General features: G+C 34.8%; 13 protein-coding genes. 7 read left to right on the top strand and 6 right to left on the bottom strand.

Features of this window, described 5'->3' with window-relative positions:
* Window positions 1-975 carry an Ig-like domain-containing protein gene (locus tag ANASTE_RS04475; RefSeq protein ID WP_007049771.1) on the bottom strand — a complete coding sequence of 325 codons (975 nt, stop codon included), beginning with the start codon at window positions 973-975 and terminating at the stop codon, window positions 1-3.
* A 41-nt stretch (window positions 976-1,016) separates the two neighbouring features.
* The gene (locus ANASTE_RS04480; protein WP_007049772.1) at window positions 1,017-2,354 is read right to left on the bottom strand and encodes a hypothetical protein; all 1,338 of its coding nucleotides are present in this window, start codon (window positions 2,352-2,354) and stop codon (window positions 1,017-1,019) included.
* 583 nt (window positions 2,355-2,937) lie between these two features.
* Between ANASTE_RS04480 and ANASTE_RS04485 the strand changes: the two genes are divergently transcribed.
* The 4 genes from ANASTE_RS04485 (at window position 2,938) to ANASTE_RS04500 (ending at window position 5,326) form a co-directional block, all read left to right on the top strand.
* Window positions 2,938-3,498 (top strand): YdeI/OmpD-associated family protein, encoded by a 561-nt coding sequence (locus ANASTE_RS04485; RefSeq protein WP_007049774.1) that lies wholly within the window; start codon window positions 2,938-2,940, stop codon window positions 3,496-3,498.
* A gap of 753 nt (window positions 3,499-4,251) precedes the next feature.
* Window positions 4,252-4,413, top strand: coding sequence for a spore coat associated protein CotJA (locus tag ANASTE_RS04490; protein WP_007049776.1), 162 nt, complete (start codon window positions 4,252-4,254; stop codon window positions 4,411-4,413).
* Entirely contained in the window at window positions 4,404-4,754 is a 351-nt protein-coding gene (locus ANASTE_RS04495) for a spore coat protein CotJB (protein WP_007049777.1), read from the top strand. Before ANASTE_RS04490 ends, ANASTE_RS04495 begins: the two co-directional genes overlap by 10 nt.
* On the top strand, window positions 4,754-5,326 hold the full coding sequence (locus tag ANASTE_RS04500) for a manganese catalase family protein (protein ID WP_007049778.1): 573 nt from the start codon (window positions 4,754-4,756) through the stop codon (window positions 5,324-5,326). Before ANASTE_RS04495 ends, ANASTE_RS04500 begins: the two co-directional genes overlap by 1 nt.
* Window positions 5,327-5,516: 190 nt before the next feature.
* On the opposite strand, the gene ANASTE_RS04505 is transcribed toward ANASTE_RS04500, so the two are convergent.
* A complete protein-coding gene (locus tag ANASTE_RS04505; RefSeq protein WP_007049779.1) occupies window positions 5,517-6,269 on the bottom strand; it encodes a hypothetical protein in 753 nt (250 codons plus the stop codon).
* A 616-nt stretch (window positions 6,270-6,885) separates the two neighbouring features.
* On the opposite strand from ANASTE_RS04505, the gene ANASTE_RS04510 reads away from it, so the two are divergent.
* On the top strand, window positions 6,886-7,311 hold the full coding sequence (locus tag ANASTE_RS04510) for a hypothetical protein (RefSeq protein ID WP_007049781.1): 426 nt from the start codon (window positions 6,886-6,888) through the stop codon (window positions 7,309-7,311).
* 50 nt (window positions 7,312-7,361) lie between these two features.
* Here ANASTE_RS04510 and ANASTE_RS04515 read toward each other — a convergent pair whose 3' ends face one another.
* Together ANASTE_RS04515 and ANASTE_RS11325 are read right to left on the bottom strand one after the other, a co-directional pair.
* A complete protein-coding gene (locus ANASTE_RS04515) occupies window positions 7,362-8,396 on the bottom strand; it encodes an alcohol dehydrogenase catalytic domain-containing protein (RefSeq protein WP_039945097.1) in 1,035 nt (344 codons plus the stop codon).
* A gap of 228 nt (window positions 8,397-8,624) precedes the next feature.
* Window positions 8,625-9,608 (bottom strand): hypothetical protein, encoded by a 984-nt coding sequence (locus tag ANASTE_RS11325; RefSeq protein WP_007049783.1) that lies wholly within the window; start codon window positions 9,606-9,608, stop codon window positions 8,625-8,627.
* 164 nt (window positions 9,609-9,772) lie between these two features.
* On the opposite strand from ANASTE_RS11325, the gene mtaB reads away from it, so the two are divergent.
* Window positions 9,773-11,056, top strand: coding sequence for a tRNA (N(6)-L-threonylcarbamoyladenosine(37)-C(2))-methylthiotransferase MtaB (gene mtaB, locus ANASTE_RS04525; RefSeq protein WP_039945050.1), 1,284 nt, complete (start codon window positions 9,773-9,775; stop codon window positions 11,054-11,056).
* A complete protein-coding gene (locus tag ANASTE_RS04530) occupies window positions 11,053-11,925 on the top strand; it encodes a PHP domain-containing protein (RefSeq protein ID WP_007049785.1) in 873 nt (290 codons plus the stop codon). Before mtaB ends, ANASTE_RS04530 begins: the two co-directional genes overlap by 4 nt.
* Window positions 11,926-12,064: 139 nt before the next feature.
* On the opposite strand, the gene ANASTE_RS11330 is transcribed toward ANASTE_RS04530, so the two are convergent.
* Window positions 12,065-15,208 carry a leucine-rich repeat protein gene (locus ANASTE_RS11330; RefSeq protein WP_007049786.1) on the bottom strand — a complete coding sequence of 1,048 codons (3,144 nt, stop codon included), beginning with the start codon at window positions 15,206-15,208 and terminating at the stop codon, window positions 12,065-12,067.
* Window positions 15,209-15,252 lie beyond the last annotated feature (44 nt).

Here is a 15,252-nt window from a genome sequence, read left to right on the forward strand (position 1 = left end):
TTATTTACTATCGTTATCTATATTGCTGAGAGCACAGACAGTCACCTTCGCGGTCCCTTCTTTTAGCCCTAGTACATTGCCGTCGCTGTCCACACCTACGATATTTTCATCAGAACTTTCGAATGATACACTGTAATCTGCCCCTTGATTTGCGTCTACAGTGTATTCAAGCTTTTCACTTCCCCCCTCTTTTAGGGTGAGTTTATTTTTATTTAGCTTTATAGAATTTATATCCGTAGATTTTATATTCAAATTTTCATCTACGTAATATCCGCCTACATCGGGATTTTGCAGGTTCGCTATTTCTATCTTGCCCGCAAAATCAGGATTTCCGCTTCCCCAGTAATTATCGCTCAATTTAATACTGTCGGGGTCTTTTATACTACCCGCTTTTATATAATCCCCCTCCCCTGTAAGCAATGAAGAATTTAAGATATATATTTCGTTGTTCTTTCCGTTTAGCATTATAAGATGTTCTTTTCCCGCGTCCGGAGCATTTGCGTCCACCGCTTTTACGGTGCTATCGCTTACGGTTATCTTGACATTATCGGCGGCAGCCGTATCTCCCCCGTCTTTATCGAACTTAGAACATATTACTCCGAAATCTTTCCCGTCGGCATTTTTTATCCCCGTAAGGACGCTGCCGTTTTTAACGTTTATCACCGTATTCTTGGCTGCGATTTTTCCCGAACCGTCTGAAGCAGACAGAACGACTGCCCCATAGCCTTTGATATTCGATTTATCCAAGGTAAGAGTATTGTTGGTATCAAAAAGGCTTACCGCATGGTATTTTTTTGATGATATATCACAATTTTTTATGTTTACGTCATTGTAGCCTTTCATCACCGCCACCGCACATGAAAAAGTATCGTCGGCACTTATACTGCACTTATTCAAATTCAAAGCGGAATGGTCGGCTTCAAAAGTTATCCCATGAGAACCGTCCCCGATACTCCTAATCTCACAATTTTCCATATTAAGAGTGATATCTTTGAGATTACCAATAAAGACCGTATCTATGCCTTTATCTCCCGCTTTTGTGTCAAAGCGGAATTTTTTATATCAACAGTTATACCGTCATTATCCGAAATGATTATGACTCCTCTGTCCTCTTCATTGCTGCTTTCGTATTCAAAATCCACACCATCTATGGTGACGCTCTCGCTTATAAATGCTCTTCCCTTAACTTTTGCGTTCACTTCTCCGCTTCCCTTAAGCGTGATGTTTTTATCTAAGGTTATGGTTTCTGCGTAGGTTTCTTCGGGTATTGATATTGTATCCCCTCTGTTCGCCGCATTTACCGCTTCGGATATGGTATAAAAATCCCCGTTTTGAGAAGATACCTTTATTCCCTGAGCTTTTTTAAGCGGAGCATTTTTACTGTCGTATACAAACTGAGGTACATTTTTCCCCGCTCCGCCGTTGCTTGTTATTCTGTCGTAGCTTAAGGTCTTGTTCGTATCGTCATAATCGAATGATATATTGTCCGTATATGTATATATCTTTAAGCTTGTAAGGCTAAGCTTGTTTTCTTTTATCAAAAATTCAAGGTCTATATGATTGTTATCCGCCTGAGTACCGTCAATGACTGCCCTTCCGTCATTATTTATCACTATTTTGTTGCCTTTGTCATCTTTATATGTACCCGCATATTTAGTATAATCAACGCTCTTCGAACTTTCTTCTCCCACATCTATGGCAGCAGACATGATAAACCCGGTAAAACTCTTAGAATCCACCAGCCTTATGTTGTCATAGGAATCCCTGTTTTGATTTAGATATTCAACAGGTATGGAAAACGTATTGGACGTATGTTCCACAACGAATACTCCCATAGCATTTTGAAAGCTTATTTCAATATTCGAGAAATCGGTCACTTCGCATAGCTCATTACTGTAATTAAGCCCCGCATACTTTTCTATTTCAAAGTTTATTATTTTCTTTGAAGTATCCAAAGTAATCTTGCCTTTATCGAAATATCCACTTCCACCTGCCATGGTCAAAGAAGAAGCACTGCTTTTATCCTCGTCGTACCAATATTTTAAAACGACTTTTGCACTCTGAGAAACATCCGCCGTACTTTTTATATTTTTTTGTTTTTTAACGCTCTTTTCTTCACCGCTCTTCTCTTCCGTGACATTCTTATCTGCCTCTTCCGATTTCATATCGGCTTTCTCTTCTTCTTTTGAGCCTTCATTTTCCGAAGTCACATTTTCTTGTTGTGATACCTCGGTATTATTTTTCAAGTCATTTATGTTCCCGCCGATATTTTCCTCAGCAAAAATAGGCGTCGTATAGCCTATCATCAGGAAAAAACACAAAAATAAAGATAATGATTTTTTTACACCTTTCATAAAAATACCTCCCCCGCTGGTATATGGTTACAATTTTATATTAAAACGACATTATATATATAATTATATAACTATTATACATTTATTGCAAACATTATCTATATCCATATATTACCTTTTTTGACTCTATCTGCCATGTTAATATTTTATTTTTATTTGTTTACTTTTTTTATTTACATCTTTTAAATCAAATATATAAATAATACCGTCTTTAGATATTTGATAAGAAGGATACGTATATTTAGATGCAAGTAAAAAATACAAAAGATATTTTTATAATAAACAAAACCAAAGCTTTTATATATCAGATTTCCTTTAAAATATAAAAACCAAATACTTTTGACATTTCCTTACAGGGATATTAAAATTGAATAAAATACATGCTACCCCTTGATTAAAAAAATCATGAAAGAAAGGGAAAACAATGAGTGAGATACTTAAACTTACAAACGGTAAGAAATTCGAAAAATAGCAGAGCGTAAACTGTTTTTTGGTGACAACGGTTGGCTGTTATTTAACAAGTCAGGATAGCACAAAACCATAAAAGCCTTTGAAGCAGAAAGGATAGTACAAGGAAAAAACAATGAGTGAGATACTTAAATTTTCAAACAGAGAAGAATTCAGGAAATGGCTGAGCATCAACCATATGTCGGATATGGGAGTTTGGCTGTTATTCGGTAAATCGGGCGATCCCAAAACCATAAAAGCCTTTGAGGCACTGGAGGAAGCCCTTTGCTGGGGGTGGATAGACTCACAGATGAAAAGCATAGACAAAAAGACCTATAAAAAATATTTTTCTCGCAGAAGAGAAAAAAGCAAGTGGTCGGAAAAGAATAAAAAGCTTACGGAAAAACTCGAAAAACAAGGACTGATGACCGACTATGGAAGAAAGAAAATAGAAGAAGCAAAGAAAAACGGACAGTGGGAAGCTAAGAAAGCTCCGTCTATTACCGAGGAAGAGATAGAATTCCTTTCTTCTCTATTAAAAGACCACGAAACCGCATATATAAATTTTATGAACATGTCAAAGTCCGTAAAGAAAACATACACCCGTGCATATCTCGATGCAAAAACAGATATGGGAAAAGAAAAAAGGTTATCATGGATTATAGAAAGGCTGAATAAAAATTTAAAACCCATGTGATTTTCTTTTTTTTCTCCGCCTCCGACCGGTGCTGCATGTTAGAAGTATATATCTATACAAAGGGATTTCTAAGTATTAATATCCCCTTTACCTACCAAAGTAAACGATATGTATCGGATATATTTATTTTAAATCATTTATGATTTATGATGATTTCATAAGTATATGATTACCCCAAAGCTTATTTTATTTCCCGTTTCATATAATAAACTAAACGCAGAGAATAAAATTAATACAAAAAATCATAATTACCGATACCCTTTATAACAAAAATCCTCTCGCATGTTATCCTCCGACTTTATATCTGCTATTTATAAAACCGCTAACTTAAACTTGGTATATTACCGAAGCCTTCTTCTCCCGACCTTAACAAAAAGCAGAAAATACTTTTTTAAACAAGATTTCCCCGAGAAAAAGTTTTTATCTTTTATTTTACCGACCCCTTTATTCTTATATTTAAGATTTTTCTCTTATCAAAGCCTTTTAAAAGACCTAACAAACAAAACATTCATAATATGATCAATAAAACTTACCTTCGATATAAATATTTTAATAACGCTATAAATAGCTTGATTTTATTTTTTACTTACATAAAATAACATCATTTTACCTCATATTTTACTTTTCTCCATCTTTATACTTTTTTACCCAACAGTAACCCTTTTTAGATTTTTGAATATATTATTAGTGAAAAGAATCTAACAAGGGAGGCTTATTTAATTGGCAAATAATTATAAACCATTAGTTCCATACATGCCTTTAGTTCCAAAGGTAGCAAATGCATACGTACCGTTTCAAATGAATACGGATATGTACTCTGCACATGAAGGACTAATGAGACACGGAACAATGTTTGAAGCTTTATATTCACCATTTGAAGGAAATGTAAAAGGGAGTGACGTAATATGCAAATAAATATGGGATGCGGATGTTCGGGTCCTACTGACGGCAATATCAACGATAACATCGAAGATAACAACAATGCAGTAGACAACAGAACCATGCAGGAAATTTATCACGATATAAAAATGTATACTTTTGCAACACAGGATACCGCATTATACTTGGATACTCATCCAAACGATACCGTGGTTTTAGACAGACACAACGAATATTCAAAGAAGCTCAAAGAAGCTAACGAAGCTTATGAAAAATTTAACAATCCTATCGATAACACAGGTATATCAACCGGATTTTGGCACTATATAGAAGGTCCTTGGGCCGCTCAAAATATGGATTGGGAGGAAGATAAATAATGTGGGTTTATAAAAAAATGTTACAACATCCCGTTGAAGTATCGGGAAAAGACTTAAAAATGGCTAAAAATGTCCTAACTCAATACGGCGGACCGGACGGAGAACTCGGTGCATCACTGAGATATCTTACTCAAAGATTTAACATGCCTTTAAAAGAAGGTACAGCTATACTAACCGATATAGGAAGCGAAGAACTTGGACATCTTGAAATGATAGGCACGATATTCTCTAAGCTTGTAGAAGGTGCAACAAAAGACGAACTTATCGAAAGCGGTCTTGCGGGTTATAATATCGAACACGGCTGCAATCCATTCTATTTGAATGTAGACGGTGTTCCTTGGACAGCTGCATATATCGGCTCAAAGGGAGACGCCGAAGTGGATATGTATGAAGATATGGACGCAGAACAAAAAGCAAGGATAACTTACGAAAATCTTATCAAAATGACAGACGATCCTCTCCTTAAAAATACTCTAAGATTTTTAAGAGAAAGAGAAGTAGTTCATTTTCAGCGTTTCGGCGAAGTTTTAAGACTCGTACAGGAAGATAAAGCAAGAAAGAAAGTATTTTAATCTAAAATAAAACAAAACTAAAGACCCGCCTTTCGGCGGGTCTTTTTTTATAAAACATTTCCTATTTATGTCTATATTTTGGATATTTAATATCAACCCTCATTGATTTTAATGTGTTTTACCCATGTATCCGCGTTTTCATTTAATATATTTTCCCATATTATCTGCCTGACAATATAACTTACATAAGCTATTCATTGATTTCCTCTTTAAAATCATTTAAAGTAAGTTCCATTCCCTTATGCGGAAAAGAAAGATAATCTATAGCCCAGTATATCCAGTCTTCTTCTTTTATACTCTTTATTACAGGCTTTATGTCATTTTGATAATATTCTTCTATATCATTAGCATATGACATTACCACATTATATCCAAACCGCCCCTTATCTTTACAACCTTCATATGCTTTTTTAAAATCACTATATACAGCGGGATCCGCAGAACCGTTATCCAAAAATAAATATGGATTACAATCGCCCAAATAATCAAGAATAATATCGTCGTATCTGCCCATCGTCATATAATCCACAAAATAATACATCAAAACAAACATTTCAAAACTGTTCATCTCGCTTTCTTTTTTCAGCATATTGTTTATGCTATGCTCGGGTATATCACTCCCTTTATGTTCTTCATTCAAATAATCTTCGAAAAATCCTATCCAATTTTCCTTTTCCATATTATTAAACGCATTTATTAAAAATGGTTTCCCAAATCTTTTTAAAAATTCCTTAACAAAGTAATATCCATAATCCTTATCGTTTCCGTAATCCCTATATGCCATTTTAAAGGTAAAATATAATGACGGGTCGGAAGAATCCACTTCATCTCTTGCAAACGGATTTAGCAAACCCAAATAATTTTCCAACGCTTCATTATGATTATTATGCCATTCATCGTTTAATGCATAAAACATCTGAGTATATATTTCAAAAGTATTCATTTTTACTTACCTCTTTTTCTATTTCTTCTTAATGGTAGATTTTTTTTATAACCTGTTTCAGGATCCCAATTTCGAGGAGACTTATTAATTCCACCATCATTTAGTTTTCCGCTTATGCTCTCACTCCACATCTGACTTCCGTCTTCTAATTTTTTTTAAATGCCAAGTATTTCCAAGCTTATCTACTCCTTTATAATACTTATCATCATCTGCCAAGTCAATCTGTCTTTAAACTGCGCACTTTAATAACCCGCTTAATACTTAACTGTCCAAATCCTTTTTAAAAATATGATTGGATACTTTAAAAAATAATAATCCTCACCGCCTTATTCAAACCGCAATCCACATAAACAAAATCTTTACTTCAAAATGAATATATTATTTAAAAATAATTTCACAATAACAAATATTTTTTTAATAAAAGTTTAAACAAAAATTGACAAAATTCATTTTTTTTCTAAACTTTATATATTTTTAGGTTATAAATATGCTACCATATTCTAGAAAATTTTACTAAATTTTTCGGGACTTACTTAAGTTTAAATAGGATTTAATCTAAGTTCTTTTTATTTGAATTTTAGTTATACGTACCCATACAAAATTAAGGAGGAAAACCATGAATATAAAGAAAGAACTATCAAAACCTTATCTAATGAATGAAAAAATCAGTTTCACCAGAAATCAGCTCGAAGAATGCGAGATGTATATTGATAGGCTTTCCCCATTTTTATTTTGCGAAAATACAAATAAAAACCAAAAAGAATTTACGAATAAGGACCAGATCATAAACCTGTTTATATATCGAGAAAGACTGATAAACGAAGTCAACACTTTATATAAGCACAAATTGGACGTTTGCGATTTGATAGACAGCCTTGAAAACGAACTTGATAAGCTGATAATGAAAAAACATTACCTGAGTTATGAATCATGGACAAAAATTTCGGAAGACTTGTCCATGACTTACCAGACAGTTTATACTCATCATAAAAAATCCCTCAAGGAACTGGAAAGAATGTTCTCATATAAAAAACAAATATAAGAAAAAGACCTCGGTTATTCCCGAGGTCTTTTAAAAGAAACAAATAGGCTTTAATTATATGTAATGAAGTTTTTGATAACTCCGCCTTTTGAATGCTCGATAAGAGCCTTTTCAACATCATCAAGTTTATATTCGTTTTGAACGAAGTCTTTTTCATCTATGGCATGCATTTTTAATAGTTCAAATGCTTGGTTTACATATAGAGGTGTAGTATGGAAAACACCTTTTATCGTGATTTGACTGTAGTGAAGTAATTTTGTATCTACAGTAACGGTATCACCGGCTTTTGTTCCGCCGAAGCAAAGGACAAATCCGCCCGGTCTAGCCATTTGTATCGTAAGTTCCCAAACTTTTGCAAGACCCGTAGCTTCAACAGCAACGTCAACTCCTCTTCCTTCAGGTGTAAGAGCCTTTACAGCCTCGATTTGGTCGTCCACTTTGCTGATATCCACTATATCGAATGCACCAAGCTTCTTAGCCGTTTCAAGTCTGGTTTCACTCATATCGGAGGCGATAACTCTCGCTCCCTTTAAATAAAGAAGTCTTATGAACATAAGTCCTATAGGACCGCAGCCGTTTACCACTACATAATCCCCTTGTTCCACAGGAACATTTGCAGTACCGTATACTGCACATGAGAATGGTTCAAGGAGTGCCGCTTGTTTATAGCTCATATCATCGGGGATATGGAACATATTTTGTTTTACTATCCTTGCAGGTATAAGCTGATACTGTGCGAAAGCACCGTTTTTACTGTTGTTGATTATCAAATCTTCACACATTGAGTGAAGACCTTTTTTACAGTAGTAACATTCATGGCATGGTGCTGAGTTATGAGATACCACTCTGTCCCCTACTTTAAACTTTGTTACGCCTTCTCCTACCGCATAAACTTTACCGCTTGCTTCGTGACCGAGTGGGAAAGGAGGTGTCATAAGAGGATAACCTCTCTTGTAACTCTTAACGTCAGTCCCGCATGTAAGAGATATTTCGTTCTTGATTACAACATCGCCCGGTCCCGGTACGGGGATTTCCGCTTCTTCGATTCTTAGGTCTTCAGGGTCGTATAAAACCGCTCTTTTCATTTTGCTCATTTTTTTCTCCTTCATATTCGTTTATTGATTAATTTCATTATATCACTAATATCCAAATAATCAACATATTTCTACACTTTTGTAATCATATTTTTCTATTACATATTACATTTGTAACACACAAGTGATTAATATATATTACAATCAAGGTCATTTTATGATATAATAAATAAAAATAATAGAGCAAAAGGCGCTCTATTATTTCAAATTGCATTTATTCTATATAAAAGCGTGTTTACCTTTACCGGATAATCCTATCATACCGTCAGCCCATCCTTTTTTACCGCCAATCTTTATCTTGCACCATTGATGTGTCCATTTATTTTCATTAGCATGAGACCATGGTACTTTTAAATAATCAAGAACAAGCCCTAATGCTCGGGTCGAACCCGCACAAGTATATTGTTTTTTTACAAAAGGTCCATAAGCTTCCCTATAGGCACTTCCCTTTGATGTGTATTTACTTTTTTTACAATATTTATATACTTTTTGGCTAGCATATTCTACTTGTTTCCATTTATTCGGACTGTATCTTTTTGCACAAGCGGCAATTCCTCTTGCAGTAGTAGTTGCCGCCAGTTTCAATTCTTTTTTTGTTAATTTACCGGCTGATTTTCCGCGTCCGACTTTTTTACCTTTTTTTACTTTATAATATTTTGTTCCAAGTTTAGCAATTCCGTTATAATTTGACTTTTTTACTCCGGCCTCAATGTAATAATATTTTTTATTGGTATGTTTAACCAAGCCAGACTTATAAAACTGTACTTTTCCGTTTTTTACATAATAATATTTCTTATTGGTATGTTTTGAAAGACCGCTATATTTCGGCTGCATTATTCCTTTTTTTACATAATGCCAGTTTCCGTTGGTATGCTTTACAATACCAGTTTTTCCAAAATCCACCTTACCGTTTTTTACATAATAATATTTGCCGTCGGTATGTTTTACAAGACCGCTAAAATTCTCTTTAAACACACCATTTTGAATATAAATCCATGAACCATCGCTTTGTTTTTCAAGCCCTGTAAAGCTTTCTTCCGGAACTTGATTTTGCATATCAGATTTTTCATTATTAGATGCTACACTATAATCTTTCGAAATATTTTCACTTGCATTGACTGTAACCAATGAATCGAATCCAAATATCATAAAAGATATTAGCATCATAATTAAAATAACTTTAACTTTTTTTAATATTTGCATTATAACATCTCCCCAATCATTCTATCCTTTATCTAAATATTATAACGAAATTTAAAAATAATCAAATAATTCCTATAAAAAACATATTATTTAAAACACAAATTAAAGTTTAAAAATATTTTATGTTATAATGTAAAACAGAAAAGCAAAAAAGGAGAAAATAATTGAAAGCAGCGTTTTATACACTGGGGTGCAGAGTAAACAGCTACGACACCCAGACGATGATCGAATTATTTAAAACTAACGGATACGAAATAGTTGACCCAGCCGAAAAGGCCGATGTTTATGTTATAAATACCTGTGCGGTAACAAACGAAAGCGAGAGAAAAAGCAAACAGATAGTAAGGAGACTCAAAAAGCAGAATGAAAATGCGGTAACGGTCCTTACCGGCTGCTTTGCGGAAAGTAATTTCGAAGAAGCAAAGAAAGTGGACAGTGCGGATATAGTCTGCGGTACACATAAAAGAGAAAAAATAATCGACTACATAAACGAATTCAAAGCAAAACAAAATAAAGTATATAATCTGGAAGAAGACAGCAGGGAATTCGATAAAGCCGGTATCACCACATACGACGGAAAAAGCAGAGCATTCATAAAGGTGCAGGACGGCTGTAATATGTTTTGTACCTACTGCATAATCCCTTATGCCAGAGGTATACTTAAGAATGCGAGTGTGGAAAAGGTACTCTCGCAAATCGACGCTTTAAGCAAAAAGGGATACAGAGAAGTCGTGATAACGGGTATCCACGTAGCCTCGTATAAAGCGGATACGGGAGAGAATTTAATAGACCTGCTGGAACTTATTGATAAGGAAAATAAAATAGACAGGATAAGGCTAGGCTCCCTTGAGCCTAAACTGCTTACGGATACATTCCTAAAAAGACTCAGTGAACTTAAATCTTTCTGTCCTCATTTTCATATATCTCTCCAAAGCGGCTGCGATAAGACTTTAAAGGAAATGAACAGAAAATATACAACAAAGGAATATATGGAAATAGTAAAGAGGGTAAGAACATACTTTGATAATCCGGGAATAACCACGGATATAATAGTAGGCTTCCCAAATGAAACAGACGAAGATTTTGAAGTAACAAAAGACTTTACGGATAAAGTCGGCTTTTCGTACGTCCATATTTTCCCTTATTCTCCAAAGCACGGGACTCCCGCGAGCGAAATGGAAAATCAAATCCCAAAAGAAGTAAAAACAAAAAGGGCAAAAGAACTTAAAGATGTAATGGAAAATAAAAGAGAAGACTTTCTCAATAACATGATAGGGAAAAAAGAAAAAGTCCTTATCGAAAAGAAACTTGAAGACAATATATACGAAGGCTACAGCGAAAACTACATATACGTTGAAGTAAAAAGCGATAAAGATATATTTAACCAGATAGTGAACGTTAAAATAACAGATAAGACACAAACACATTTAAGGGGTGAGATAATATGAAAGTAGATTTGCACATTCATTCAAATGCCAGCTCGGACGGAGAAGTAAGCGTCAGCGACATAATAGATATGTCAATAAAAGAAGACCTTAAATACATAGCCATTGCAGACCATGAAAGCATAGATAACGTACAGAATGCTCTCGATTATGCAAAAGACAAGGATATAGCGGTCATTCCCGCAGCGGAAATATTCGTTTCCCATAAGGGAAAACTCCTTCATATGCTTGGATATGGGATAGATATAAAAGACGCTGCTCTTAATGAAGAAATAGCAAAGATATGGAAAGGCAGAAAAGAAGGAGTAAAAAAACAAATAGATTTAATAAGAAGCAAAGGGCTTAAAATAGAAGAAAAAGAAGTATTCGACTACGCTACGGGAGATATACCTCTCCTTTCGGCTTATATCCATGCGATACTAATCGAAGAAGAAAACAGGGATCATAGACTGGTACACGGTCTTACAAATGATATCGACAGCATAATCACCCTTTCAAGAGAAGCCTTCGGAGTGGGAAAAGAATTATATGCTCCGACGTATATGCCTTCAAGCGAACATCTGATAAAAGTGATAATAAATGCGGGAGGAGTTCCCGTCATAGCTCATCCGGGAGTGGATATAAAAGAAGAAACACATATCCTTGATGAACTGAAGGTGTATGGCATAAAAGGTGTAGAAGCCTACTACACTTCACACACGAAAAAACAAAGCGAAATGTACAGGAAATATGCCATTGATAACGGACTGTTTTATACATGCGGAAGCGACTTCCACGGCAGCTTTAAACCTAAAAACAAGCTTGGCTGTGTCCAAACGGATAATAATATGCAGGCAATAGAAGGGATATATAAATATTCAAGAAATTTGTAATCTTAAATATCCCCGCTTCGGGGCACTACGCCTCGCTTCGCGAGATTCCGCGCCCCGAAACCTCCTATCCCTGTAACATTTAAATCAAATCAAAATCAAACAAACAAAAAACACCCTTTAGGGTGTTTTTTTTATTATTCTATTTTACTTTGACTTTATAAACTTTGCTGAAACTTCCCGCATAACTTCCATATACTGCCCTGACTTTATAATAATATGTTTTCTTTGATTTAAGCTTCTTATTGACATACTTTCTCGAAGCAGTTTTCTTTATCTTCTTAAACCCTTTGTTCTTCTTCGTTGAACGGTAGATTTCATAGTGCTTTGCTCCGCCTGCCTTTGCAATGGATACCGTAACTTTCTTCTTACTTGAAGATAGTTTTATTTTTACAACTTTCTTAGGAAGTACCTTTACGGTCGCTTTTGCAGACTTTCCGCTCCCATCTTTTGCGGTCGCATAAATGTAAGCTTTTCCAGGAGACTTGAAGTACACTTTTCCGGAAGTATTTACCGTTGCGACTTTCGTATTGGAACTCTTCCAGCTCACGCTTTTATTAGCGGCATTGCCGGGATAAACGCTTGCTTTAAGATAATAGCTTCCACACATAGCAAGAGTCTTACTTCCTGCATTTAATCTTACAAGAGAAACTGCTTTTAATTTAGGTATGACATAATCAAATCTATGTCTTGCATCATGTTTACAAATATAAGTACCGAACCCCTCCTGATATATCGTAGGCTTTATGGTTGTAAAGAGCACATAATCATGTCCATATGCAGGGATATCTTGATAACCTGCAGTCCCACACTCTGAACAGTTAAATAACCTTTCCCCGTCTTCGGTACAAGTAGGATAATACAAAATTTGATTAAAAACATATTTGTGAGGAATCATATCGGTATAATTATCATACTTGATATTATCGCAGTTTCTACACTTATACTTAGTATATCCCTTGCTTGTACAAGTCGGATTTATGACTTCGTATTTGGCATAATCATGAGGTGTCGTATCTATTTCTTCGGTCTTTGTTCTTTTACATACCGAACATGTATAAGTTTTGACTCCTTTTTTCGAACATGTCGAAGGTGTAGTGATGACCCCGCTGTTATATTTATGGTTCCCGGTGGCGGTTATTTTGATTTGATCCGTATATGCATCACATCTTGTACAGTGCCTTGATTTAATCCCTTCTTCAACACATGTAGCCTCTTTATCTATTGTATAATCCTTGGAGTAATTATGACCCAATGCGGATACGGAAGTTATTTCACTTCTTTCATCGCATCTTGTACAGTGTTTAGATTTTTCGCCCTTTACAGTACATGTCGGTTCTTTATCTACTTTGAAGTCAGTAGGATAATCGTGACCAAGTGCAGGGATCGACGTCACTTCACCTCTTTCATTACATCTTGTGCAGTATTTTGATTTTTCCCCCTCTACAGTACATGTCGGTTCTTTATCTACTTTAAAGTCAGCTGAATAATCATGACCTAAAGGCTCTACCGTTGTGATTTCTGTCTTGACATCACATCTCGTACAATGTCTTGATTTCTCACCCGGAACAGTACATGTAGGTTCTTTATCTATTGTGAATTCAGTAGAATAATCATGTCCCAGTTTAGGTATAGACATGTTATATTTCCCGTTACAAATCGTACAAGAGACTTTTTTTTCACCATCTTCGGTACACGTCGCAGCATTTATGATTTCCAAATCATAATATTCATGATTTGTACATTCGGAAAAAACTACTTTTAAATCAATAGATTTGTACGGCATTTTTAATATATAAGGCTTAGGAACATTATTAATGCTGTACGCAACACCGCTAATTATGTATCCATCATTTGATTTTAATAAAAGCGGTATATCACTTCCGCACTTTATATATTCCTCGGAATTATACTTTACGATTATTCCCTCAGCCACACTTCTATCGATATCCGCACTTCCTCTTTTTTCGTCATTTAATGAAATGGATAGCATGGAGTATGTAGTTAATGTGTCACTTGATTTTAAAACCGCTGAGGATTTATTATATATCTTACTGCCCTCTTTCAATCCTTCAAAACTGTTAATTGCAATTGATGTAACATTTTTAGGAATCACAAACTCTTTTATACCATAACAATTCCTAAAAGCTTCATAACCAATTTTAGTTAAAGCATCTCCGAAATTAAAATCAGTTACTTTCATACAGTTCATAAAAGCACATCCACCCAAAGTTTTAATATTTTCACTGCCCAGAATATTATTTAATGTATTACAACCGTAAAAACAGCCATAATCTAAATCTACGGAAGCTCCTGAAAAATCCAAAGTTTTTAAACCACTACATGCGTGAAAAGCGTTACTTTCTATTTTATATACATTACTTGGTATCTTTATTCCTGTTAAGTTATAGCAGGCATCAAAAGAACTTTCTTTTATAACGCTTACACTTTGGGGAATTTCATAGTCTCCAGAAATATTTCTAGGTGCCAACTCCAAATTTTTCATATCTTTACTGAATAATATATTATCTTTAAGTGTAAAGTATTTACAACTTTCAGGAATGATTATATTATCAATTCGTGTATTAAAAAAGACTCCTTTCCCTAATATTTCTAATTCGATTGGTATATTTATACTTTTTAATTGATTACAAGATAAAAAAGCACTGTCACTTATCTCCATTACCGTATCAGGTAGTTTAACATCTATAAATTCGTAACACGATGCAAATGCTTCTTTACCTATATATGATAAGTTTTCTCCGAAATCCGGTGCTTTTAGCTTCCAACACCCCGCAAAAGCATTATCTTTTATTTCCGACAAAGTATTAGGAAACTTTATATTTTCTAAAGTAGTGCATTTAAAGAATGCCTGAGGATAAATACTTACAAGCCCTTCGGGGATAGTTATATCCGCAAGGCTCGTACAATTTTTGAATGCCCCTGTATATATATTATTGACACTCGGTGTAAGTACGACCTTTTTCAAATTTATGCAATTTTCAAACATAAAACCGTCGACACAGTCAACATTATTCGACCATACCACGCTTTCGATATCTTTCTTATTCGAAAATGTATCCTGTGCAACTACAGTTACATTTTTTCCGTTATAAGTGTCCGGTATAACGACATTCAAGGATGTCCCGTGATACTCGGTTATCCCAACGGTCCCGTCACTATTTTCAACATATGTAAAGTCCTCTGGACTGCTTACATCTTCTGTACTTTCCGCTGCAAAAGCGAAGGTACTTATCGATAATATCGAAAAAATGATGAATAACAACAAAATTCCTTTTTTCTTTATTTTCTATTCCCTTTAAATCCTAA

The sequence above is a fragment of the Anaerofustis stercorihominis DSM 17244 genome, assembly GCF_000154825.1.
In the GTDB taxonomy this organism is placed as follows: domain Bacteria; phylum Bacillota; class Clostridia; order Eubacteriales; family Anaerofustaceae; genus Anaerofustis; species Anaerofustis stercorihominis.

Excerpts from the sequence above, each read along its gene's own strand:
- ANASTE_RS04475 (WP_007049771.1), bottom strand. The coding sequence starts at position 975 with ATGGAAAATTGTGAGATTAGGAGTATCGGGGACGGTTCTCATGGGATA.
- ANASTE_RS04480 (WP_007049772.1), bottom strand. The coding sequence starts at position 2,354 with ATGAAAGGTGTAAAAAAATCATTATCTTTATTTTTGTGTTTTTTCCTG.
- ANASTE_RS04485 (WP_007049774.1), top strand. The coding sequence starts at position 2,938 with ATGAGTGAGATACTTAAATTTTCAAACAGAGAAGAATTCAGGAAATGG.
- ANASTE_RS04490 (WP_007049776.1), top strand. The coding sequence starts at position 4,252 with ATGCCTTTAGTTCCAAAGGTAGCAAATGCATACGTACCGTTTCAAATG.
- ANASTE_RS04495 (WP_007049777.1), top strand. The coding sequence starts at position 4,404 with ATGCAAATAAATATGGGATGCGGATGTTCGGGTCCTACTGACGGCAAT.
- ANASTE_RS04500 (WP_007049778.1), top strand. The coding sequence starts at position 4,754 with ATGTGGGTTTATAAAAAAATGTTACAACATCCCGTTGAAGTATCGGGA.
- ANASTE_RS04505 (WP_007049779.1), bottom strand. The coding sequence starts at position 6,269 with ATGAATACTTTTGAAATATATACTCAGATGTTTTATGCATTAAACGAT.
- ANASTE_RS04510 (WP_007049781.1), top strand. The coding sequence starts at position 6,886 with ATGAATATAAAGAAAGAACTATCAAAACCTTATCTAATGAATGAAAAA.
- ANASTE_RS04515 (WP_039945097.1), bottom strand. The coding sequence starts at position 8,396 with ATGAAAAGAGCGGTTTTATACGACCCTGAAGACCTAAGAATCGAAGAA.
- ANASTE_RS11325 (WP_007049783.1), bottom strand. The coding sequence starts at position 9,608 with ATGCAAATATTAAAAAAAGTTAAAGTTATTTTAATTATGATGCTAATA.
- ANASTE_RS04530 (WP_007049785.1), top strand. The coding sequence starts at position 11,053 with ATGAAAGTAGATTTGCACATTCATTCAAATGCCAGCTCGGACGGAGAA.